This is a genomic window from Pseudoalteromonas fuliginea (genome assembly GCF_000690055.1).
Classification (GTDB): Bacteria; Pseudomonadota; Gammaproteobacteria; order Enterobacterales; family Alteromonadaceae; genus Pseudoalteromonas; species Pseudoalteromonas fuliginea.
On the sequence record NZ_JJNZ01000068.1, the window covers coordinates 15779 to 37634 of the forward strand.

Genomic DNA, 21856 nt, shown 5'->3' on the forward strand with positions numbered 1-21856 from the left:
ACCTTAAATAAGTACTTAAATTAGTTGGTTAGCTATTTAACTAAACGTGTTTTTAGTTATTAATATCTTGCGTGGTGAGATTGGCACCGAGTTGGCGCAGCTTTTTAAAGCGCTCGCGAGCAGCTTGCTTAGCAACGGGTTCTACGGGTACAAAATCAAAAACTTGGTTAAATCGACGAATAAAATCCGGTAAGTTATTAGCCAAATTAATTAAAACTTTACGATTACCAACAGGAGGCGTAATACCAATTTCTACAGGTGCGCCGCCTTTAGGGCCTTCACCTTGTAGGTTATGAGGTACAAAACTGTCGGGATCGAATGCCCAAATTATTTCATCAATGGCACAGGCGGTCTCGTTGTTATCGACACATATAAATACGCGTTGACCGTTTCGATACTGATCGGCTGCAATTTGAGCTGCCAAAGCAAAATGATCGTCTGGCTTTGCTAACGATTCATCTTGTTGCTTTAGAACGAAAAATTGGGCGTTCATGTTCATTGTATCGGGGTTTCCCATAACATTAAATGTGCACTAAGTTGATACACATAAATTAAGAGGCAGATTTTGCCATATAACGCGTTTTGCTTCAATTAATACACAAATAAATAAGGCGCCAAACGGCGCCTTATAAACAGGTTTAAAGTTAAGTGTTCACTTTAATCTTGAGCGGCTTCACTTACGCCAGCTCTATTTAACAAGTACTGAGTAAGCATAGGAACAGGGCGACCAGTTGCGCCTTTTTTAGCGCCACTTTTCCACGCTGTACCGGCTACGTCTAAATGCGCCCAATGATACTTTTTAGTAAATTTAGACAAGAAACATGCAGCGGTAATTGTGCCAGCAGAACGTCCACCTAAGTTAGTAAAATCAGCAAAAGGGCTATCTAGCTGATCTTGATAGTCGTCCCACAGTGGCAACTGCCATGCACGGTCACCACTTTGCTCAGACGCTTTTAATAAATCGTGTGCAAGTGGGTTATGGTTTGATAGTAAACCAGTCGCATGCGCGCCAAGGGCTACAATACAAGCGCCAGTAAGTGTTGCTACGTCAATAACCGTATCTGGATTAAAGCGTTCAACGTACGTTAGCGCGTCACACAATACTAAACGGCCTTCAGCGTCAGTGTTTAACACTTCAACCGTTTGCCCTGACATAGTTGTTAAAATATCACCCGGGCGATAAGCATTTGGACCAGGCATGTTTTCACAGCCCGCTAAAACACCAATAACGTTAATTGGCAATTGCATTTGTGCAAGCGAACGCATTGCGCCAATAACACCTGCAGCGCCGCCCATGTCGTATTTCATTTCGTCCATGCCTTCGCCTGGTTTTAACGAAATACCGCCTGAGTCAAACGTTAAACCTTTACCAACAAGTACAATTGGAGCTTGGTCATCGGCTGCGCCTTTATAGTTAATAATCGACATAACAGATTCATTAACGCTACCACGACCAACAGCTAGGTAAGAGTTCATGCCTAGCTCTGCCATTTGTTCTTCGCCAATAATATCAACAGTGATGTTGTCAAAATTAGTTGCCAGCTCTTGTGCTTGCTCACCTAAGTAAGCAGGGTTACAAATATTTGGTGGCATATTGGCTACGTCTTTACATAACTTGCTACCTGCAGCAATGGCTAAACCATGCTCAATGGCACTTTCGCCAATAGTTAGTTCACGGCGTGTTGGCACGTTGAATACCATTTTACGTAATGGACGACGAGGGTCTACTTTTTTGCTTTTTAATTGGTTAAACGTATATAAACAATCTTGCGTAGTTTCTACCGCTTGGCGCACTTTCCAGTAGGTGTCGCGACCTTTAACGTGTTGTTCTGTTAAAAAGCATACCGCTTCCATTGAACCAGTATCGTTTAAGGTATTTATTGTTTTAGAAATAATTTGTTTGTATTGTTTATCGTCAAGTTCGCGTTCTTTACCACAGCCTACAAGCAATATGCGCTCGCTTAATACATTAGGTACATGATGCAATAATAAAACTTGACCTGGTTTACCTTCTAAATCACCACGGCGAAGTAAGTTTGAGATATAACCGTCACTGATTTTATCGAGTTGTTCACCAATGGGGGATAACCTACGTGGCTCGTAAACGCCAACTACAATACATGCGCTACGTTGTTTTTCTGGGCTACCACTTTTTACGCTAAATTCCATTGTCACTCCTGGTTTTGAGTCGATTAGGCTATTAAATAGGGGCTAAAAAAAAGATTTCTAGTCTAATAACTCTAATATTAGCTGATTTTGCTAGACTCTTACTGTGTAATTGAACTTTATATGCTTAAGGGCTACTAATGCAACATTATATCGTGCTCTTAGGTAGGATAATTAAATTTGATGGCTTATAATAATGGCTAATTTGCCAGTACAAGCTGCGTAAAATAGCTATTTAACTATTAAATTATCACTATCTTAGTGAAATTCCATGTTTAACAGGGGCGAGCATTGCTAATTTTCCGTTATTTGACCTCAGAGGTTTTAAAATCGCAGGTCGCCGTATTTTTAACTTTAATGACCATTTTTTTGTCACAAAAGTTAGTTGTTATTTTAGGCGATGCCTCCGAGGGTAGTATCCCTGCCAAACTAGTTCTGTCGATGATTGCACTTAAATTACCGCAATTAGCCTCTTTAATACTTCCGCTGAGTATATTTTTAGGCATTATTTTAGCTTACAGCCGTATTTATGCTGATAGCGAAATGACCGTGCTTAAAGCCTGTGGCGTAAGCGAATGGTACGTTGTGCGCGTTACGCTTATATCAAGTGCAGGGTTGGCATTTTTAGCCGCAGCGCTCACCATGTACATAGCACCATGGGCAAGTGAGCAAGAATACCAATTAAAAGAACAAGCTAAAGCCGATGCCGGTTTATCCGCGCTAAGAGCGGGGCGATTTCAAGAAACCGGTAACGAAAAAGCCGTGGTATTTATTCACAATATTGAAAAAGGCGGCAAAGAGCTTAATAAGGTATTTGTAGCGCAACTACCTAACAGCGAAAAAGATAACCTTGCACGCCTAGTTTACGCAGAACAAGGCGTAGTAGTAGAAGCCGTTAATGGTGAACAGCAGTTAGTGCTTACTGACGGTAAACGTTATGAAACTGACGGTTTAACACCGGCACTTAATTTAACTGAATTTGACGGCTACAGCGTACAAATCCGCGATCAAGAAATAGAGCATCAACGCCGAAAGCTAGAAGCGGTGCCAACTAATCAGTTGCTGGCAATAAATACCCCTGAATCTATAGCACAATGGCAGTGGCGTCTCGCTATTCCACTTTCTATTCCACTGCTTACTTTGCTTGCTGTGCCATTAAGTGTTGTAAACCCGCGCCAAGGTAAGTTTGCTAAATTAGTGCCAGCTATTAGCTTGTATTTGGGTTACTTTATTTTACTTAATGCAGCTAAATTTGCAGTTGAGGATGGTAAAATACCACCATCAATAGGGTTGTGGTGGATCCACATAAGTGCCCTATTTATAGGTGGGCTATTAATAATTAAAGGGCGTCCATTGGGCGCTTGGCTCAAAGCTGTTGTAACTAAGCGAGAACTAGGCTCATGATGAAAACGCTTGATTGGTATTTAGGCCGCAGTATTTTACAAACAACAGGCTTTGCCTTATTGGTATTAGTGGGTATTAGTACCCTCATAAAATTTATTGAACAGTTAAAATCGGTAGGGCGTGGTAGTTACGACTTAATTACCGCAATGCTTTACACTTTATATACTATACCGGGTGATCTTGTTGTATTTTTCCCTATGGCTGCGCTAATTGGCGGATTAACGGGTTTAGGGGCACTCGCCTCGAACAGTGAGCTGGTGGTAATGCAAGCCGCTGGTATGTCGCGTTTACAAATAATCGGCTCGGTAATGAAAACGGCCGTATTTATGGCTTTTTGTATGATGGCACTTGGCGAGTGGGGTGCACCAGAGGCACAGCTGCACGCTAAAGAAATGCGTAATCAGGCAATACATGGCGGTGATGTATTTAATGCGCAAAAAGGCGTATGGGCTAAAGATGGTAATAACTTTATTAACATAGAAGATGTTGATCAAAATGGAATGCTGCATGGTGTGTATATGTATCATTTTGACAAATCATTAGATTTGACTCAAATCACTAAAGCAAAAAATGCTTTGAGTCGTAATGACGGTTGGCTACTTCGTGATATAAATAAGGTAATTATCACCGACGAAAAAATTACCACAGAACAGGTGCCTGAAGAATTTTATGCCTCACAACTCACCGCTGAAAAGCTGGGTGTTGTATCAGTCAAGCCAGAGTCGTTATCGTTTACTGGTTTATGGTCGTATTTAGGGTATTTAGAACAAAATGAGCAAGACACTAGTACCTACGAGCTTGCCCTTTGGCGTAAGTTTATGCAGCCTGTATCTGTTGCGGTAATGCTGCTGGTGGCGCTCTCGTTTATATTTGGCCCACTACGTACCGTTACTATGGGGGCGCGTATTATTATGGGTGTTGTAACCGGTATCGTGTTTCATTTAACTAACGAAATATTTGGCCCAGTGGTTATGGTTTATCAAATACCAGCTATTGTAGGTGCTGTATTACCAAGCATAATATTTATAAGTTTTGCGACATACTTGATGAATAAACGAGTTTAATGCTTTTAAAATAGTGTAGGTAATAAACTTATAAACATAAAAAAGCGTGGCAGTAGCCACGCTTTTTTACTTTAAAATAAGTGATATAGGTTCAATCTAGCTCACGATAAATACGCTTGTTTTCTTCTTTTGTCAGTGCAATTACTTCAGTTTTAGAAATATAATCTTGTAATGCATTTTTGTTTTTAAAATCAACTAACACCACTAAATTGCCTAACCCAAGTAGTGAGCTTACACAGCGGATAATCGCTTGAGGCCAGCTAATAAGGTTCCCGTCGAGTGTTTGTACTTTTAAACGCCATGCGCGCATACCAATGGTTTGGCCACTTTTAGTCCAAAAGTAAGCAAAAAAGAAAATGTTTATACCTACAAATAACGTACTTCTAATACCGTATAGCAGTGGGGAATCCTGTATATAAGCTGCAGGATCTTCTGCTTGAGCAATAAAACCCAAGGCACTTAGTCCTTGAATTACTGCAAAATAAAGTATGGCTGTAAGCATAGATAAAGAAATTACGACTAAGGCATCGTAAATTAAAGACGCAAAACGACGCCAAAAACTCGCCCGTGGAAACTTACCAGACATAAAGACACTCTCACTATTAATATGCTCGCTAGTTTAGCAAAAAAGCTTACAAATACTAAGTGCTATAGTTTAGCGATACTATTTAACCTAACAATCTCTTTTGTAAATGTTAATAGATGGCTAAATGTTAAGCGGTTGATCATGCTAATGTCATAAAACGCTTGCTGCTGCATGTATTGTTTGTATAATGCTTGGCATAGAGACGAAGGCATATAAACAAACCTTAGCTCTAAAGTGGTTTTTCTTTATCTTCTCGTGTTTAGAAGGTTAAAGAAAAATGATGCCAGCGTGATGAAATTGGTAGACATGGGGGATTCAAAATCCCCTTCCGAAAGGAGTGCCGGTTCGAGTCCGGCCGCTGGTACCACTTTTTATAGCCCCTGCTAGATTTAGCAGGGGTTTTTTTATGCCTGAATTTTGAGTGATTAGCTTAAAGTATTACTAATAATATAGCGCAGATATAATATCAATTCGTGATAATTCTTAATTAATTTTAGGGATTAAACCTGATACCAACTGCATTTGAAATTTCTGCCTTACGACTCCATGTATGCAGAAAGTAGAGCAATGTAAGATCAATCGCCGAGAACAATTAAATAACGGAGTTTTTGCCTTGTTATCGGCAAGGTTTTTTACCTAAAAATAGGCCCCATACAATAAGCAGAACGGTATAGTTTAAGTACTCTGTTTTAACTTTTGATTGCTTTACTTACGTGCTGTTTATTTTTGTTGTAATGAGGGTTTTTGCAAGACTGTAACAGCGGCACTTAAATGTATTAAGTGCCGTTAAAAATATTTTCTTTATATTAGTCGATTAAACTTACTTGGCCTTGGTAAGTATTATCACCAACCGAAAAGCTACCTTTACCATTCCATTGATTATCTACTGCGAAGCTTGCCGTGAATGGCGACTGATAGCTACCAATTGCAGGTGGTGGGAAGGATACAATGGCTTGGCCAGTTACTGCACCAACTTTGGTTACGTCATTGTAACCTGTTGCATGCATATGCCCTGATGCGCTAGAAGTAAATTGTGGCGCATGCTGAGTTCCCTCTAAAATGGCCCCATTTGCTCTACCATTTAATGCTCCTGTTTTTGGATCTACTGATAATTGTAATTCCATAGAACCACCACCAACAACGCCAGATTTAAACTGTAGTTTAACCAGATATAAGCTTTCGTTAGACATTTTAATCTTCCTTTTTAAGTGTGTATGAACAATATTTAGTGGTTTTTCACTAACTAACCTAAAACCCGGGTAAAGATTTACTAACATATTGAACTGTATTGATATTTTTTATAGCTAGGTTTTTTCAGTGAAAATAAGGTGAATTCACCGCCAATAGCGGATCTGATTCAAATGAATTCAACTCAGTTAGCGCTGAAAATAGTTGCTTGAGATTGATTTATTATCCAGAACTCAGGTTAACTAAGGAAAGTGTAGAACGATTGCAGCTAAATATGTATTACAGAGCATTACAGGCAAAGGTGTCCCTAATTAGATGTTTGGATCTCGAAAATCATGTAATTAAAGCCAGAGTAGTTGAATATAAAATATAGTAGGTATGAGTTTAGTCGTGTGTGGTCTCGTTATTATTGTATTTATTGCTGTGCGAAAGCACACTTTAGCATCAAGCGTATTGTCATTTTTTATTGTCATTTTTTTAGATGTTACGCTTAATTCAGGTATTATTTGTACATCAAGTTTTTTAAGACATCATCATGACCCAATTAAGTGCCAAACAGAACATTCAAGCGATTGTTAAAGCAATCAAGGCAGAAGAAGTGTTACTTCGTCAAAAACACCCATTACTTGCACATCAAAATACCTTAGGGTTAATTATTTTATTGCTGTCGCTTAGCGCATTAACTGGTGTTGGTGTTTTATATTATTTAGCCATCATACCTGCTTGGGTATGTATAGTACTTGCGGCTATTGCTGCGTCTATTTCCCATGAGTTAGAGCACGACCTTATACATAAACAATACTTTAGTAATCAGCCTTTCATGCATAATTTTATGATGTTAGTAGTATGGTTAATGCGACCAAATACTATTAGCCCATGGTACCGACGTAAAATGCATTTACACCATCACAAAACCTCAGGCACACAACAAGACCTAGAAGAACGCTTGGTGGGAAACGGTATTAAAAATCCATTTTTACGTGCGCTAGTTATTGTAGATGGGTTATTAGGGTTAGTTATTTCTACCAAACGTTTTAGAAAAGAAATTAATGGCTTTAGTTTTTCGAGTGTTTTTAATGCTGGGTTTCCGGTAACAACTGCGTATTTTGCTATTTTATACAGCGTTATTTTATTTCATATTGTTGATTTATTTATACCACTTTCGCTAAATTCACCTAGCTGGGTACTAAGTATAATGAATGTGTTTGAATTTTTAATGGTCGTGCTCATTTTGCCTAATATTATTCGCTCAAGCTCGCTTAATTTTGTTACCTCAAGCATGCATTACTATGGCGGCGTTAATAACATGCTTGAGCAAACTCATGTGCTAACGAGTCGTTTATTTATGCCGTTTCACTTGTTTTGTTTTAACTTTGGTAAAACGCATACCATTCATCATTTTGTGCCAAATCAGCCGTTTTATTTACGTCAAATGTTAAGTGAAAAAATACTTAAAGTAATGGCGCAGCATAACGTGCGCTTTAACGATTTTGATAGCATAAAAAATGCTAACGCATTTAAATAATTACTCCCAACATAAGGGGAGGCTCTACATTGCTATTCTTATTTTATTATCTAAACGCATATAAAAAATAATTTAGATGTACCACGTTACGCTATTAGCTTAACGTGGTATTGCTGTTTTATTTAAAACATCGGATCATGTTTGTAGCACTTGCTCAACTTTGAAAAAATCACTCTCAAAAATTAAAAACCTAACCGAATATACAAATGAACCGGCGAGCAATTTTTTATATTTTAAAAATAATGAATCGATACTGTCGGTCTTATATCTCGATTCAATCTTCATAAGCATTAAGGATTTAAATAATGGAAATTACTGGAAGCTGTTACTGTGGTGAAATTAAATACCAGGCAAAGTCTCAAAATAACAATGCACTTGTTTGCCATTGTAGCGATTGCCAACGTATGTCGAGCGGCCCATTTAGAGCCGTTATAATTGCAGAGCCAAATTCGGTAGTATTTACCCAAGGTGAGCCAAAAGAGTTTGTTAAAACAGCGCAAAGTGGTAACAAACGTGCGCAAGGTTTTTGTGGCACATGTGGTACAACACTTTATGCAACTAACGAAGCTAAAGCTGACCGTGTATATGGTTTGCGTATTGGTGCGGTTGATCAGCGAGATCAATTTACGCCAACAGCACAAATTTGGGCTAAATCAACATTGAGCTGGTTGAGCGGCTTACACGAAGTACCTGCATTTGATACAACCCCACAAAACTAGTAATACTGATAAAAAATCACTTTTTAGTAAGCGGTTTGAAATTTATTTAACCAAATGACTGTCTACTTATAAGTCAGTCATTTGGAGAATAATATGTGTAGTTCACCTAAAAGCAGCCGAGCAGTAAATAAAACTGCAATAAACTTTAATGATGAGCTTACGCAAGAGCAGCGCTTGCGTTTTGCTGCAAAAGCTAATTTAGCACAAGAGCGCCGTGAACAGCGCGAAGCAACTAATAAACGTTATGAGCAAAAACACACGAGCAACAAACCTTCGTCTGGTTTATTTTCGTGGTTACAGCAGCTAGTTAGCTGATTTAGCTAAAGTGGTGTTTTTACCACTGCCTAAACCACATAAAGCACACAGTCCTCCGGCAATAGCGCACAGCCATAATGGTGCACTCCAACTTCCCGTAGTCGTGTGTAATGCACCAGCTAGCATAGGACCAATAGCCGCGAGCAAATAACCTACGCTTTGCGACATTCCCGAAAGCGACGCTGCTTGTTGCGAATCGTCAGTTCGTAAACTAATAAACGACAGCCCCAATATAAAACACGCTCCAGAGCAAAAACCTAGCATTAGGGTCCAAACAAAAGCAAAGCTAGGCATGTAAAGCAGCCCCAATGCACTGAGTGCACTCAACATGGCTAAAATAAAGCTAAGCGCGCTTTGATCTTTTAATTTGGCAAGTAACGGAATTAATATTAAACCCGGTAATGCAGTCGCTATTTGAAAAGCCCCATGATAAGCACCTGCTTGGGTAGCTGAGTGACCGGTTTCGGTTAATATGCTTGGTAACCACGTAATAATTATATAATTTAAAAACGAGTTTAAGCCCAGCAGTATGGTAATTTGCCATGCTAGTAAATAGCGCCAAACACTTTTTGACGTGTCGGTGTGTTGAGCAATACTCGCGGGTTTTGTGTGCTTACTTAATTGCGACATCCATACAATAATACTCGCCAGAGTAATAATAGCTGATGAGCCCAGCGCAAGTTGCCATCCTAATCCGTTTAACTGACTAAGTGGAAATACTAAAGTAGAAAACCCACCCGATACCACGCCCATAGTAAGCACGTAGGCTGAGGTCATTAATGCAACCTTTGCAGGAAAGTCGCGCTTAATTAAACTTGGTAATAATACGTTTGCGATGGCAATGCCCACACCAATAATAGCGGTGCCTACAAAAAGCATAGCTGAGGTATTTATTACCCGCGCTGCAACCCCTGCAAGTATAAATAACAAAGCCACAAACAAGGTGCGCTCTAACCCTTGCTTTTTAGCAAGAGTTGCGGCCATTGGCGATACAACCGCAAAGGCAATGAGTGGCAATGTTGTTAAAAAACCAGCTTGCGATGCGCTAAGCCCAAAGTGATTAATAATTTGTTCAAGCACAGGTGCAATACCTGTAAATGTGGCGCGTAAATTTGCGGCAATAAGTAATATGCCAAGCACAAGTAATATGCCAGCAAAGCGTGATTTAGGTGTGTTATTTAACAAAAGGGAAGACCATTAAAGCTAATACTTAATGGGCGCTAGTATAAAGGCTTAGCAAAAACTATAATTTAGAGATAATGACATTAAATAACTAAAAACAGACAAAACTATGTTTGATGCAATTGGCTGGGACGACATTAAAAATTTTGAAACTATGGCGCAGCCCATAATAGCCAAAATAGAGCATGCCCATGCAAGTCACGAAATACCACTACATACTCATCCAAAAGGGCAATTAATTTTAGCGCTACATGGTTATGTAACGTGTGAAGTGTCGGCCAAAATGTGGATGGTGCCTACGCACAGTGCAATTTGGATCCCAGCACAAAAGGTGCATAGCAATAGAGCGTCTGATAACGCGCAGCTTTGTCATTTATTTATTAATAGTAGTAAAAACGGTATGCCGTTAAATACCTGTACGTTAGCTATTACGCCGCTGGTTAAAGAGCTAATGTGTGAGTTGGCTGGGCATAATCAGCACTATACTTTAAATAGTAAAACAGCGCGTTTAGCGCAGGTGTTATTTGATCAACTTATTGAAATGCCCGTACAACCACTGGATTTTGTATTATCTAAAAACGAGGTAATTCAAACCATGAGCGATCAGCTTATAAATATGCCAAATAACCGAAAAACACTACCACAATGGGCTAAGCAGTTTGCATTAACTGAGCGCACATTAGCGCGGTTAATTAAAAAAGAAACAGGCATGACATTTGGAAAATGGCGTACGCAATTGCATATAATTACAGCCTTAAAAGCGCTTTCTGATAAGCAAAGTGTGCAGCAGGTGTCGGAGTTATTAGGGTATGAGTCGGTGAGTGCTTTTATTACTATGTTTAAAAAGGTAATGAAAAAGTCGCCCATGAAATACATGAGCGACTTAAATCAGCTAAATTAGCTTAGCCCTTAAATAAGCATTACCAAGTGTAAGTTGCCGAAAGCATCGCGTTACGAGGTCTACCCGGGAAGTATCTGTCGCCGGTAAAACTGGTGTAATCGGCGCGCTCCGCATAAGCCTCATCAGTTAAGTTAATAATACGAGCAAGTAGCTCAAGATTATTAGTAACTTGCCACTGAGCGCGCAAGCTTAAAACATCATGCCCTTGGTATTTATTTAAGTTTTCTGGGTCGGTGTAGTAGTTACCAACGCGGTGCCACTGCAAAGCAAATTGCGCGTTGTATAATGCCTGCCATGTTAAATCGAGATTAGCAATATTACGCGGCGCGGTATCTATGTCGTTGCCGTTTATATTTAAACCGTTAAGTATTTGGTTGTTAGTATAAGTATGCTTTGCGTGTGTGCCTGCAAAGTTAAGTGCAAGCGACTTAGTGAGCTGGTAGTCAAGCTCAAGCTCAATACCACGATGGCGAGAGCTGCCATTATTTACCGTAAAAAAGTCACTATCGCGGTAAATCGTATTGTGTTTACTCATAGCGTAAAGTGACACACCATAACGTAGTTTTTCGTAAATCCCTTTAATACCCAGCTCTGCGTTATTGGCTATTTCGGCGCTTAAATTTGCAGTGGTTTGCTCGCGTTGTAATTGGTATAGCTCAGCCGCTTGTGGCGCTCTGTAACCGCGAGAAAAGTTTGCATAAAGCGTGTTATTTATATTGTACTGATAACTAACCCCAAGCTTTGGCGATAGATTACTAAAACTATTTTTAGCACTCGCTGGGCGGCTGTATCGGCAGCCACCAAAGCCGCATTCTGTGCCATCGTCTTTTGTTCTACCTGCTAGCATATTATTGGTGTAGTCGTACTGCATATGCTCGTAGCGCACACCTGCGGTAAGTAACCATTTATTTAATTGCCAATCAAGCGATGCAAAAGGGGCATAAAGCGTGGCGTTTACATCGTAATCGTAATGCTTACCTTGGGGTACTGTAGCAACTAAAAATGTAGAGCCTTGAGTGGGCTCGTTTTGGCTTTGAGTAAAGTCGGCTTGCGTGTATTCGCCATCAAGCCCTAGGTTTACTTTTACATTACGTTGTAAATTATATTGATAAAGCGATTGTACGCCAAAACCAGTTTGGCTGTTTTTTTCAAGCGGTGTGCCGGGTAAAAAGTGCTTAAAAAAGTCCATGCTTTGGTCGCGAAAATATAACGTAGTAGAGAGCACATCATTGTTATTTAATTGCCATGTTGCATTGCTCCATGCTCTAAATGCGCGTGCTTTTCTAAATGCGTCAGGGTCAAAGTTTTTTTGCGCGAGGTCTTCGTTTTTATAGCTTTCAAAGCCTGTAATAAATCCAGCCGTTTGCTGATCAAGATTTGTGTAAGTAAGGCCTGAGGTAAGTAATAAATTATTATTTGAATAGCGATGGCGAATATTTACTTTTTGTTGCTCTACGCTTTCGTCGTCGCGGTAACCGCTATCATCGGTAACACTTGCGTTAATGCCGATACCGCTTTTGCCGTAATCTTGTCCTGCACGTAATTTGTAGCGGGTATAGCCGTACGAGCCATAGTCTAAACCAACTAAACCACCGCCTTGTGTGGTGTCGGGCGTTATTACATTAATAACACCATGCACAGCGTTTGAGCCATAAAGTGCAGAGCCAGGGCCTTTTAGCACTTCAATACGCTGCGCCATTTCGCTGTGCGCTTCAAATAACTCGTTTATGTTACAAAACCCAGCGGCTCTCAGTGGTATACCATCTTCTAAGGTTAATATGCCACCACATGCGCCTGCGCCCGAAAGTACCGGAGAGCGCAATGCGGGTAAATATTCTTGGCCATTTCCGCGTTGAATATTAGCACCCGCTACACGTTGTAGGGCTTCTTCAATATGGGTAGGCGCTATGCTATTTAGCTGCGCTTCGCTGAGTGCGCTTATTGATAAAGGGAGTGGGGTAGATAGCGCTTCAATACGTGATGCCGTAGTTGTTATTGTTTCTATTGCATCGTTGTTTTGATTATCGGCAAACGCAGCGTGGCTAAAGGGTAATATCAGCGGCAAAAAATAAGGTTTCATACATTCCTTGAAAGTAATCTATATTGCATTGCCTCTATAATATGCGGTTTTAATATGCATTTAAACTTGTTGCGTTAAAGCGTACGTAACCTATAAACCCGATACGTAATTGATAAAACAAAACAAGCCACAGCAGGAAACACCAAAGCCAGCACTAAGTAATGCTTAAATAAAACGTAGCCGGTTATACCGCCTAGTAAAAAGCCTGCAATAATGAGTAAAAACATAACGCCTTTACGGGTATCAAATTGCTCACCTTTAAGCGCTTTACCTAGCATTAAACCAAGGTCAGTAAAAATACCGGTTAAGTGTGTGGTACGAACTACTGCGCCACTGTAATTAGTTGCTAGCGCATTTTGTAACCCACACGCAGCAGACGTTAAAACAATGCCGTAAACGAATGTGTTTTTGAGTAAATAAGCACTCGCAAGTAGTAGCAATCCTTCAATAAAAAGCAAAGTGTCGTAATGACGACCAAGTTTTAATGAGCCACCAGAGAGCAAAAAGCCCGACAGTGCCGAACCCAACATAAAGCTAACAATTATTGAAAGTAACAATAAGGCAGTACTGGGATTAGTTATTGCTTTAATACCAAGTAAAGTAACAGAGCCAGATACATGCGAAATAGCCTGGTGCTCAAATCCTAATAAGCCTACAGCGTTTACTATGCCCGCTATAAATGCGAGTGTAAACGCGCCATATTCAACCCACTTTGGTAGTTTTGTAAACATTGCTTAGATCTTATAATTTCTATGTAGATAGGTTTATATCATACACCTAAAGATATTTTTTTTAGGAACATAAAATAAAGATAAACGCATTTAGTCATCGTTTTTGTTAAGTCGCTTTGCTTGAAAAGCTTTAATTTGCTGATCGACTTTATGTGTATCAATGACTCCAAATTTAAATGCGATATACACAGGAAGTTGAAATTCATTTAATTCAATAGAGGTGATGTTTTTGAAAGGTTGTGTGTACCAAAGGCCAGCTTGGTAATTTGTAATAGCGTACTGCACTCGCCCTTTTTTAAGGAGCTTAAACGTGTCTTCGCTAGAAAGTGAACGCATTATATTATTTGAATCTATTGCGTACTTTTTGGCAATTTCTACTGGTAAATCAACGCCTCTGAGCATTGATATTGCAGCTTGAGATAAATTATTATTAATAACGTTTTGATCGTTAATCGTAAACAAGCCAAATTTAGTTATATGCAGCGGCACCGTTGTAAAGTCTAAGTATTTAGCACGCTCTGGATTATTGCCTAATGAAAAATAACAGTCAAAGTTATCTTTTTTCATTTCTTTTTGAACACGTGCCCAAGGTAAATGCACTAGTTCAATATTTAATTCTAGGTTGTGCTCAATAAACCTTAAATATTCAATATCTAAACCAGTAAATGTTTCGGTGTTAGTGTCATATATTGTAAAAGGGGGGTAGTGAGTAGTAACACAGCGTATGATTTTATTTTGCGATGCAAATAACGGTGTTGAATATAAAATTATAAAAAAGAAAATTACACGCATTAAGCCAAAACCCAGTTTTTTTTATTAGTGTAGAAGATTATGTTTGATTATCCAGTCTGGTGCGTTTAACTGTACTGATCTAAGTAAATATAAAAAGCGTATTAACACAATTTGAGCAAATCTAAATGTTTAACACAGAGCAACAATCACGAATTATAGAAATGGCGTGGGAAGACAGAACCCCTTACGAGGCAATAGAGCAGTTATACGGATTAAAATACCCGCAATTGGTGGTTTTTATGCGAGACAACGTTTCAAAAGGCAGTTTTAAAGTTTGGCGTAAACGCCATGCTGGTCGCAAAACAAAACACTTAAAATTACGTGACCCTGCTATTATGCGTAGTCACTGTAAAACACAATATAAACAGCGATGAGTTAGCTTAAATTTTAATGGCTGGCAATTTCATTCGTTGTTCATACCCGTTTGTTAAACTCGTAAATTAATCCCAGTTATTAAATTCACTAAGTTAACTTATAAGGATATTAAAATGCTCATTGCGCTGGCTATCATCATCGGCTTTTTTTTACTGGTTACCTTGTTACCTATGTCTTACAGCCAACACTATTTGGTGCGTAGTTGCGACTTTGTGCGCTTACAAGTGTTTTATATTGCCAGTTTAGTCACTGTTACTTCGTTATTTTTATTATGGCAAAGTAGCGCAATAGGCTATGTATTTATAGCCTTAACCTCATTACTTATAATGATTTTACAAGGTAAATGGATTTACCCGTATACGTGGCTTGCTAAAAAAGAAGTGCAAAGCGCACCTAAGCACATCGACCATAGCATACGAATTATGTCGGCAAATGTACTTATGTCGAACCATAAAAGTGAGCAGTTAATTAGCCTTGTTGATGAGCATCAACCCGACCTACTCATTACGCTTGAGAGCGATAGCTGGTGGGAAAATAAATTATCAGTCATTAAAAAAAATTACCCATATTACATAGAATGCTCTAAAGACAATCGTTACGGCATGCACTTATACAGCAAGTTTAAAATACTCGATGCACAAATATGTGAGCTAATAGAAAAAGATATTCCCTCAATTCATATTTTGTTTGAAAACGATGAAGGCCTGCAAATGCAAGGGCACTTTATTCACCCCGCACCACCAAGCCCGACAGAGGAAGACTCATCGCGTCCGCGCGATTCGGAGCTAATAATGGTCGCTAAAGCGCTTAAAAACCCAACACGACCTACCATAGTTGCCGGTGATTTAAATGATGTAGCTTGGTCGCGCAGCACCCGTTTGTTTATGCAAATAAGTGGCTTTTTAGACCCTCGAAAAGGCCGAGGTTTTTATAATACTTTTCATGCAAGTTACTTTTTTATGCGCTGGCCACTCGATCACTTATTTCACAGCCCAGGTTTTAAAGTAAAGCGTATTAAGCGCCTAGCTAAATATGGGTCTGATCACTTTGCGCTACTCACTGAGCTTATCTACGAAAACGCTAATCAGCAATCATTAGAAACTAAATCCGATGAACTTAAGCAAGAAGAAATTCAAGAGCTTGCCATGAGTAAAGCAGATAAGCGAAAAGTGCCAAGATTTGAGGAAGAGTAACGGCTATCAACTTGTAAAAGCATAAGGTCTAAATAATCGCTTGTTAAGAATAATTATTATTTTAATTCAGTGTATTACATTAGTTTACTTTATAATTTGGACTATCATATAGAGTCCCTGGAGATTAGGAAACAATAGTTTTCCTTTCTCATCGACCATTTTCCAGTCTATTCTGCAAGAGCCTGGGTGTTTAGGTGCATGAAATTTGACTGAAATATCTACACTAGCGCTTGGAACTGTTTTATTAATACGGACTTTTTGAACAGATTGACAGAGGCCTATTGAGTTCAGTGTTACTCTTTGTAGGTATCTATCCTCCCAAGTTATATTACCCGAATTTTTAATTCTCCAAGTCTTAACAAAAGTTGTACCTGCTTTTATTGGGGTACCATCCGGTATAGTAACGTCTTTTATAAAGTAGGAACTATCAGCAGGCACCGGTATGGGCTCTAATATTTTTTCAATTACTTTAGAATTGTTGATATAGCTATAAATTGCCGAGATAACAATGATAACGGTTAACAATGAAATGAATATGGATGTTGATAGCCATACAGGTATATATCTACTTTTTTTATTTTCTAGCGAGCTAATAGTTTTATTTTGACAAACTATTAATTTGGCTACTTGATCTTCTGTGATATTTAGTGCGGTTGAAAGGTAAGTTTTTAAATCAGCAGTAAGTGCTCTTTCTCCGTTAATTACCTTATAAAAATGAGGTTGGCTCACTCCTGATTCGGCAATAATCTGTTTCATTAGTATTTTTTTATTATCCGATAATGTTTTGAGTTTATCCTTAATGTTTTCCATGTTGTTGATATTAATTAGTTTGTTTATTTGTATTTATGATAGCCTGTTAATTTGTTATCGGATGTTATTTTTGTGTTTTTTTTGTGATCTTTTTCTGAGATGTTTGTTTTGCTTTTTAGCATTCGACATTAATTCATATAATCAAAAGGAAACAATGATGACTAAAATTAAACTACTAACGATCAGCTCTATTATGGCAATGAGCATATTTGTAAATGACTCGCATGCTGCTGATATTGGAACTGTTATATGCGAAAGCAGTTCATCTACAGCTGAGCTTACTGTAAATATTAGTGGAATTACTTGGAATGACTGGTGGGATCATGAAAGCGTTCAAGCTCATGGTTTTACCCAAGAGGGTCGAATTATTAGTTTTGATCCACAACGGCTCAATCCTAGTAAGCAAAATTACTTTTTTAGTTATAATGGACCATATCAAATAAATAGTATCAAAACGTATGTAACGACTAATATGATTGATATTGAAGTAAGTTGTTCGTAATCAAAATTAGTGAAAGGAATGAGCTATAACTTTTTTATAGCTCATTTTCTACGCCATTTTTTGAATAGTAAATCGTATAACCCCAAAATGGGTCGAGTGACAAAAATTGAACTTTATTTAATTCCCCAGTTAGGAAATAAGCTTTAACTCGCGTTACTTTAGAATCTTGCTTTACTTCCCATGAAATTGTTGTGTCATTTAATGTGCTGTTTACAGGTTCACCAAATTCATCTGATATATCAGCTTTAGATGTGTGAGTATCAAAGCTACGTAACTTTTCTAAAGTAGACTTTTGAGGTGCTGACATTAAGGTTAACGCATCTTCAGATGCATTTAGATAAAATGCGCCAATAAGCCCTGTCACGAAGACTAGTAATATACTTTTTTTCATATGATCCATTTTTTATTAATTGTTTATGGGTAGTTTTTTTATTTGCTTTTATACGTTCATACTTTTTAGAAACGACTCTTTTATATTTCGTACCGCCTGATTATAGAACCATTATTTGATGGTTATATACATTGTAAGTTTTAGCTATCGCACCAGCATATAAATAATCCCCCCTATGATAACTATTTTCTTGATAGTTTTACCATGCTTATTCCTTTATATACGCTGTTTACTTCCATAAGTTTTTTGCCTTTTGAAAGTATCATCGGATGGTGTGATTTTTAGTTAGTGGCTCATTTTTGTTCTGGCGGAACAAAATATAATTAAAAATAAACTTACAAAAATAGTACAAGCAAAGTATTCATAACAATTAATTGAACAGGGAAATGGTGTTCCCCTAGTTCAGTGGACACACCCTGATTACCTTTATAAAAGGTAGAATCCCATTACTTTCCTGGATATTTAATTTTTAAAAGCGCGATGTAAAATCGCACCTACGAATATATCCAAAACTCGGTACTATCTCTTACTAAAAACTAAGTACTGCCTCCTGAGAATTACTTTTTAAAAGTAATAAAAAAAGCCTAAAAGCGGTTACCCACTTTTAGGCTTAGTAATTTTTGTATTTTAAACACATATTAAAAATCTGTATTTAAACACTTATTTCATTTATGCAGCTAAATTAGCTGGCAATCATAATGCTTTTAACATTTACGAATTCACGCATACCAAAGCCGCCGTGTTCTCGGCCGTAGCCACTGCCTTTAACGCCACCAAATGGTAGATTAGGTTGTGCTAAACCATAACCATTGATATTGATCATGCCGGTGTCGAAGTACTTTTTAGCGAGCTCAATGGCTTTTTTCTCATCTTTTGAGAAAATACCACCGCCTAAGCCATAGCGAGAGTCGTTGGCGATTCGCATTGCGTCGTCGTTGTCTTTGGCTTTAATAAGCGAAGCAACTGGACCAAATAATTCGTCGTCGTAAGCAGGCATACCTGGCGATAAATTATCAAGTAGCGTTGGTGGGTAGTAGTAACCCGTTTGCGATGGTATTTCGCCGCCTGTTACTATATTTGCACCTGCTTTTACTGATTCCATTACTTGGTCGTGAATGCTGTCGCGTAAATCTTCACGTGCCATTGGGCCTAAGTCTGTGTCATCTGCCATTGGGTCGCCCATTTTCATGGCTTCAAACTGCTCTTTTATTTGCGCTTTAAAGTCATCGTAAAGTGACTCAACAACAACATAACGTTTAGCTGAAACACATGTTTCGCCATTGTTGATCATGCGCCCGGTTACACAGGTTTTAACTGCAAGCTCTAAATCGGCGTCATCAAGTACTAAGTAAGCGTCGTTGCTGCCCAGTTCTAACACTGTTTTTTTAGCGTGTTTACCCGCTTCTTCAGCTACTTTTTTACCTGTGGCATCACTACCCGTAAAGGTTACGCCGCTAATTGCCTTGTGAGCAATGAGTGAGCTGGCGGTTTTACCATCGATGAGTAAGTTGTTGAAGCAGTACTCTGGGAAACCGGCTTGCTTAAATAGCGCTTCAATTTTTTCAGCCATGCCAAATACGTTACCAGCATGCTTTAATACGGTTGTGTTACCTGCCATGATGTTAGCGGCGCTGTAACGAATTACCTGATAAAGCGGGAAGTTCCACGGTTGAATACCCAGTAGTACACCCGTTGGTTGGTAGCTAATGATTGCACGGCCGCCATCCATCTCGCGATCTTCATCGGCAAGTACTTGTGGGCCGTTTTCAGCAGTATAACGACAAATGCCTGCGCACAGCTCAACCTCTTGTAAGCCTTGCTTGTACACCTTGCCCATTTCTTCGGTCATAAGTTTTGCAATCGCTTCTTTTTGCTCTTCAAAAAGTGATGCTAAGTTATTTAAATATTTCGCGCGTTCAGCGAATGACGTTAAGCGCCATTTTAAATATGTTTCGTGAGATTTTTCTATTTCCTGCTCCGCTTCTTTTTGAGAAAGCAGTGTATAGGTTTCAATGGTTTGCTCAGTTGCGGGATTAATCGTTTTAACTGTGTTACTCATTTATATCTCCTTACTAATTATGTATAGGTAGTAGTGCAAAACGAACACCAACTATTTAAAGATATAAAATTAAGTTTAACCTTTTGTTATTTATATCTTTTTGTTTTTTATTTGTGAGTGTGCTTATTTTTTATTTAGTTAGTTTTCTGATATGTTCTGTAAATAATGCAAGTTGCAGAAAAAATTACATGGAGAATAAAATGATACGGACACTTTTTGATATTTCAGTTGCGCTAATACAAGCGCCTATGGCAGGTGTGCAAGATGCCAACTTAGCTGCGAGTGTTTGTGAGGCTGGTGGGCTTGGCTCATTACCATGTGCGATGCTTTCTAATCAGCAGCTTATCGAACAGCTAGAGTTGCTTAGCCGCTCAACCAGTAAACCTTATAATCTTAACTTTTTTTGCCATTCAACCTTGCAATATACCAAGCTGCAAAAACAACAATGGCATTCATTATTAGCCCCTTATTTTAATGAATACGCGATTGCTGAAAGTAGTTTAACGGACGAAGCTTCTCGACAGCCAATAAATCAAAGTGTTATCGATATTATTGCGCCTTATAAACCTGCCGTGGTGAGTTTTCATTTTGGTTTACCTGCGCCTTCTTTGCTTGGACAAATTAAAAGCTGGGGAACAAAAGTCATTTCTACCGCAACAACTGTTGAGGAGGCTAAATGGCTTGCTGATAATGGTGCAGATGCTGTTATTGCCCAGGGCTTAGAAGCGGGCGGACACCGTGGTCATTTTTTATCTATGGATTTAAGTTTGCATAAAAGTACGGCTGAACTAGTGCAAGAATGCGTTGCGCACGTATCAGTTCCTATAATTGCTGCTGGTGGAATTGCAACTGAGGATGATGTAGCACATATGCAAACATTAGGCGCATCAGGGGTACAAGTTGGCAGTGCGTATTTACTCTGTAATGAGGCAACTACGTCAAAGCTTCATCGTGATGCTATTTTAGCTCAACAAAAAGATAGTACCGCGCTTACTACGTTGTTTTCAGGTCGTGCTGCGAGAGGCGTTTGTAATCGCGTTATGCAAGAGCTTGGTGCAATACCTGCACATGTGCCACCATTTCCTTACGCAAGTATTGCAATAACGGCTTTAAGAAGTAGGGTTGAATTGCTAGGTGGTAGTGGCTTTTCACCTTTGTGGTGTGGTCAAAAATACATTCCAAGAGAGAACATTAGCGCAGCTCAGATTACACAAATATTAATGCAAAAATGGTCTGTATAAATGCGTAGCTGTAAATAGTTGAACGCATGTTAGCTACGCAGGTAAAAGGGCGTATAAGTAATTAAGCGTGAGTCGTAATTAAAAAAGTTGTTTAGCAATCTTTTTGAGTAAATAGGTTTCACGAAGGATCGATAACCCTTGCTTTTCACTATTTGCTAACGTGCGTTCGTTGTGTGCGATTGCATCGCTAATATTAACCCATTTAGCGGTCATTCCATTTTGCTGTTCGTAATGCTCTAGTTGTGTTTTACCCAGCTCGTCGGCAATATTACAGATGTAGCAATATGATTTGATATGGATAATATCAAAGTCCTCTTTATACCAAGGGCGATACTCTTCATAGAGTCCAAAAGCTTTAACTACACTTATTTGTTGTGCACCGGTTTCCTCGCTTAGCTCACGTATTAAGCCTTGTTCAATACTTTCGCCGTCATCTACTCCACCGCCTGGCAGGCTGTAGTCTTCATAACGATTTGTATACATTAAAAGTATTTTATTATTTTTAGTAACAATGGCACGGGCTGTTAAGCGGGTAAAAATAGTGCCTTCATTAATATTAATACCAGAGTGAATCAAGGTTTTTAATTGCTGCATTTCGTCTCCTTTTTAAGTTTGTAATGATAACAGTTGCT

Annotated in this window: 22 protein-coding genes and 1 tRNA gene; 11 read left to right on the forward strand and 12 right to left on the reverse strand. The window is 38.8% G+C overall.

Annotated features, from left to right (window positions below; genetic code table 11):
* Positions 1–52: 52 nt before the first annotated feature.
* Together DC53_RS03760 and pepA are read right to left on the reverse strand one after the other, a co-directional pair.
* Positions 53–499 carry a DNA polymerase III subunit chi gene (locus DC53_RS03760; RefSeq protein ID WP_007377064.1) on the reverse strand — a complete coding sequence of 149 codons (447 nt, stop codon included), beginning with the start codon at positions 497–499 and terminating at the stop codon, positions 53–55.
* Positions 500–657: 158 nt separating this feature from the next.
* Complete coding sequence (gene pepA, locus DC53_RS03755; protein ID WP_033031420.1) at positions 658–2169, reverse strand: leucyl aminopeptidase; 1512 nt, start codon at positions 2167–2169, stop codon at positions 658–660.
* Between the two features lie 288 nt (positions 2170–2457).
* Between pepA and lptF the strand changes: the two genes are divergently transcribed.
* On the forward strand, positions 2458–3570 hold the full coding sequence (gene lptF, locus DC53_RS03750; protein ID WP_007377062.1) for an LPS export ABC transporter permease LptF: 1113 nt from the start codon (positions 2458–2460) through the stop codon (positions 3568–3570).
* On the forward strand, positions 3567–4634 hold the full coding sequence (gene lptG, locus DC53_RS03745) for an LPS export ABC transporter permease LptG (protein WP_033015376.1): 1068 nt from the start codon (positions 3567–3569) through the stop codon (positions 4632–4634). The genes lptF and lptG overlap by 4 nt, the downstream gene beginning before the upstream one ends.
* Before the next feature lie 91 nt (positions 4635–4725).
* Here lptG and DC53_RS03740 read toward each other — a convergent pair whose 3' ends face one another.
* On the reverse strand, positions 4726–5220 hold the full coding sequence (locus DC53_RS03740; protein ID WP_007377060.1) for an RDD family protein: 495 nt from the start codon (positions 5218–5220) through the stop codon (positions 4726–4728).
* A 282-nt stretch (positions 5221–5502) separates the two neighbouring features.
* Between DC53_RS03740 and DC53_RS03735 the strand changes: the two genes are divergently transcribed.
* Positions 5503–5587, forward strand: a tRNA-Leu gene (locus tag DC53_RS03735).
* A gap of 439 nt (positions 5588–6026) precedes the next feature.
* Here DC53_RS03735 and DC53_RS03730 read toward each other — a convergent pair.
* Positions 6027–6410, reverse strand: a complete 384-nt coding sequence (locus DC53_RS03730; RefSeq protein ID WP_008134994.1) for a DUF1842 domain-containing protein — start codon at positions 6408–6410, stop codon at positions 6027–6029.
* 533 nt (positions 6411–6943) lie between these two features.
* On the opposite strand from DC53_RS03730, the gene DC53_RS03725 reads away from it, so the two are divergent.
* The 3 genes from DC53_RS03725 (at position 6944) to DC53_RS03715 (ending at position 8967) form a co-directional block, all read left to right on the forward strand.
* Complete coding sequence (locus tag DC53_RS03725; RefSeq protein ID WP_033031422.1) at positions 6944–7933, forward strand: fatty acid desaturase; 990 nt, start codon at positions 6944–6946, stop codon at positions 7931–7933.
* Positions 7934–8238: 305 nt separating this feature from the next.
* The gene (locus DC53_RS03720) at positions 8239–8652 is read left to right on the forward strand and encodes a GFA family protein (RefSeq protein WP_007377055.1); all 414 of its coding nucleotides are present in this window, start codon (positions 8239–8241) and stop codon (positions 8650–8652) included.
* Between the two features lie 93 nt (positions 8653–8745).
* The gene (locus tag DC53_RS03715) at positions 8746–8967 is read left to right on the forward strand and encodes a hypothetical protein (RefSeq protein ID WP_007377054.1); all 222 of its coding nucleotides are present in this window, start codon (positions 8746–8748) and stop codon (positions 8965–8967) included.
* On the opposite strand, the gene DC53_RS03710 is transcribed toward DC53_RS03715, so the two are convergent.
* Positions 8956–10152: an MFS transporter gene (locus tag DC53_RS03710; protein WP_033031424.1), complete on the reverse strand. Its 1197-nt coding sequence runs from the start codon at positions 10150–10152 to the stop codon at positions 8956–8958. The genes DC53_RS03715 and DC53_RS03710 overlap by 12 nt on opposite strands.
* Before the next feature lie 106 nt (positions 10153–10258).
* On the opposite strand from DC53_RS03710, the gene DC53_RS03705 reads away from it, so the two are divergent.
* Positions 10259–11050, forward strand: coding sequence for an AraC family transcriptional regulator (locus DC53_RS03705; RefSeq protein WP_033031426.1), 792 nt, complete (start codon positions 10259–10261; stop codon positions 11048–11050).
* Positions 11051–11069: 19 nt separating this feature from the next.
* Here the strand turns inward: DC53_RS03705 and DC53_RS03700 are convergent, their stop codons facing one another.
* The 3 genes from DC53_RS03700 to DC53_RS03690 all read right to left on the reverse strand — a co-directional run bounded on the left by DC53_RS03700 (position 11070) and on the right by DC53_RS03690 (position 14653).
* Complete coding sequence (locus DC53_RS03700; protein WP_033031428.1) at positions 11070–13130, reverse strand: TonB-dependent receptor; 2061 nt, start codon at positions 13128–13130, stop codon at positions 11070–11072.
* 74 nt (positions 13131–13204) lie between these two features.
* Positions 13205–13861 carry a YoaK family protein gene (locus tag DC53_RS03695; RefSeq protein ID WP_007377050.1) on the reverse strand — a complete coding sequence of 219 codons (657 nt, stop codon included), beginning with the start codon at positions 13859–13861 and terminating at the stop codon, positions 13205–13207.
* A 90-nt stretch (positions 13862–13951) separates the two neighbouring features.
* A complete protein-coding gene (locus DC53_RS03690) occupies positions 13952–14653 on the reverse strand; it encodes a substrate-binding periplasmic protein (RefSeq protein ID WP_007377049.1) in 702 nt (233 codons plus the stop codon).
* 125 nt (positions 14654–14778) lie between these two features.
* Between DC53_RS03690 and DC53_RS03685 the strand changes: the two genes are divergently transcribed.
* Both DC53_RS03685 and DC53_RS03680 read left to right on the forward strand, forming a co-directional pair.
* Complete coding sequence (locus tag DC53_RS03685; protein WP_008137566.1) at positions 14779–15027, forward strand: TIGR03643 family protein; 249 nt, start codon at positions 14779–14781, stop codon at positions 15025–15027.
* A gap of 114 nt (positions 15028–15141) precedes the next feature.
* Positions 15142–16221, forward strand: a complete 1080-nt coding sequence (locus tag DC53_RS03680; protein ID WP_007377047.1) for an endonuclease/exonuclease/phosphatase family protein — start codon at positions 15142–15144, stop codon at positions 16219–16221.
* Between the two features lie 84 nt (positions 16222–16305).
* On the opposite strand, the gene DC53_RS22610 is transcribed toward DC53_RS03680, so the two are convergent.
* Positions 16306–17031, reverse strand: coding sequence for an NBR1-Ig-like domain-containing protein (locus DC53_RS22610; RefSeq protein WP_239462866.1), 726 nt, complete (start codon positions 17029–17031; stop codon positions 16306–16308).
* 154 nt (positions 17032–17185) lie between these two features.
* On the opposite strand from DC53_RS22610, the gene DC53_RS03675 reads away from it, so the two are divergent.
* Entirely contained in the window at positions 17186–17533 is a 348-nt protein-coding gene (locus DC53_RS03675) for a hypothetical protein (RefSeq protein WP_139016133.1), read from the forward strand.
* Between the two features lie 34 nt (positions 17534–17567).
* Here the strand turns inward: DC53_RS03675 and DC53_RS03670 are convergent, their stop codons facing one another.
* Both DC53_RS03670 and DC53_RS03665 read right to left on the reverse strand, forming a co-directional pair.
* Positions 17568–17924: a hypothetical protein gene (locus tag DC53_RS03670; protein WP_033031431.1), complete on the reverse strand. Its 357-nt coding sequence runs from the start codon at positions 17922–17924 to the stop codon at positions 17568–17570.
* A 682-nt stretch (positions 17925–18606) separates the two neighbouring features.
* Positions 18607–19983 carry an NAD-dependent succinate-semialdehyde dehydrogenase gene (locus tag DC53_RS03665; RefSeq protein ID WP_033031433.1) on the reverse strand — a complete coding sequence of 459 codons (1377 nt, stop codon included), beginning with the start codon at positions 19981–19983 and terminating at the stop codon, positions 18607–18609.
* Positions 19984–20183: 200 nt separating this feature from the next.
* Between DC53_RS03665 and DC53_RS03660 the strand changes: the two genes are divergently transcribed.
* The gene (locus tag DC53_RS03660; protein ID WP_033031435.1) at positions 20184–21224 is read left to right on the forward strand and encodes an NAD(P)H-dependent flavin oxidoreductase; all 1041 of its coding nucleotides are present in this window, start codon (positions 20184–20186) and stop codon (positions 21222–21224) included.
* Positions 21225–21302: 78 nt separating this feature from the next.
* Here the strand turns inward: DC53_RS03660 and DC53_RS03655 are convergent, their stop codons facing one another.
* Positions 21303–21818: an NUDIX hydrolase gene (locus DC53_RS03655; RefSeq protein ID WP_033031437.1), complete on the reverse strand. Its 516-nt coding sequence runs from the start codon at positions 21816–21818 to the stop codon at positions 21303–21305.
* Between the last annotated feature and the right edge of the window lie 38 nt (positions 21819–21856).

What these genes read in the sequence shown, in the direction of transcription:
- lptG (WP_033015376.1), top strand. Translation starts at nt 3,567, where the DNA reads ATGATGAAAACGCTTGATTGGTATTTAGGCCGCAGTATTTTACAAACA.
- DC53_RS03670 (WP_033031431.1), bottom strand. Translation starts at nt 17,924, where the DNA reads ATGAAAAAAAGTATATTACTAGTCTTCGTGACAGGGCTTATTGGCGCA.
- DC53_RS03695 (WP_007377050.1), bottom strand. Translation starts at nt 13,861, where the DNA reads ATGTTTACAAAACTACCAAAGTGGGTTGAATATGGCGCGTTTACACTC.
- DC53_RS22610 (WP_239462866.1), bottom strand. Translation starts at nt 17,031, where the DNA reads ATGGAAAACATTAAGGATAAACTCAAAACATTATCGGATAATAAAAAA.
- pepA (WP_033031420.1), bottom strand. Translation starts at nt 2,169, where the DNA reads ATGGAATTTAGCGTAAAAAGTGGTAGCCCAGAAAAACAACGTAGCGCA.
- DC53_RS03680 (WP_007377047.1), top strand. Translation starts at nt 15,142, where the DNA reads ATGCTCATTGCGCTGGCTATCATCATCGGCTTTTTTTTACTGGTTACC.
- DC53_RS03665 (WP_033031433.1), bottom strand. Translation starts at nt 19,983, where the DNA reads ATGAGTAACACAGTTAAAACGATTAATCCCGCAACTGAGCAAACCATT.
- DC53_RS03705 (WP_033031426.1), top strand. Translation starts at nt 10,259, where the DNA reads ATGTTTGATGCAATTGGCTGGGACGACATTAAAAATTTTGAAACTATG.
- DC53_RS03725 (WP_033031422.1), top strand. Translation starts at nt 6,944, where the DNA reads ATGACCCAATTAAGTGCCAAACAGAACATTCAAGCGATTGTTAAAGCA.
- DC53_RS03660 (WP_033031435.1), top strand. Translation starts at nt 20,184, where the DNA reads ATGATACGGACACTTTTTGATATTTCAGTTGCGCTAATACAAGCGCCT.
- DC53_RS03655 (WP_033031437.1), bottom strand. Translation starts at nt 21,818, where the DNA reads ATGCAGCAATTAAAAACCTTGATTCACTCTGGTATTAATATTAATGAA.
- DC53_RS03700 (WP_033031428.1), bottom strand. Translation starts at nt 13,130, where the DNA reads ATGAAACCTTATTTTTTGCCGCTGATATTACCCTTTAGCCACGCTGCG.
- DC53_RS03730 (WP_008134994.1), bottom strand. Translation starts at nt 6,410, where the DNA reads ATGTCTAACGAAAGCTTATATCTGGTTAAACTACAGTTTAAATCTGGC.
- DC53_RS03740 (WP_007377060.1), bottom strand. Translation starts at nt 5,220, where the DNA reads ATGTCTGGTAAGTTTCCACGGGCGAGTTTTTGGCGTCGTTTTGCGTCT.
- DC53_RS03685 (WP_008137566.1), top strand. Translation starts at nt 14,779, where the DNA reads ATGTTTAACACAGAGCAACAATCACGAATTATAGAAATGGCGTGGGAA.
- DC53_RS03760 (WP_007377064.1), bottom strand. Translation starts at nt 499, where the DNA reads ATGAACATGAACGCCCAATTTTTCGTTCTAAAGCAACAAGATGAATCG.
- DC53_RS03675 (WP_139016133.1), top strand. Translation starts at nt 17,186, where the DNA reads ATGATGACTAAAATTAAACTACTAACGATCAGCTCTATTATGGCAATG.
- DC53_RS03690 (WP_007377049.1), bottom strand. Translation starts at nt 14,653, where the DNA reads ATGCGTGTAATTTTCTTTTTTATAATTTTATATTCAACACCGTTATTT.
- DC53_RS03715 (WP_007377054.1), top strand. Translation starts at nt 8,746, where the DNA reads ATGTGTAGTTCACCTAAAAGCAGCCGAGCAGTAAATAAAACTGCAATA.
- DC53_RS03720 (WP_007377055.1), top strand. Translation starts at nt 8,239, where the DNA reads ATGGAAATTACTGGAAGCTGTTACTGTGGTGAAATTAAATACCAGGCA.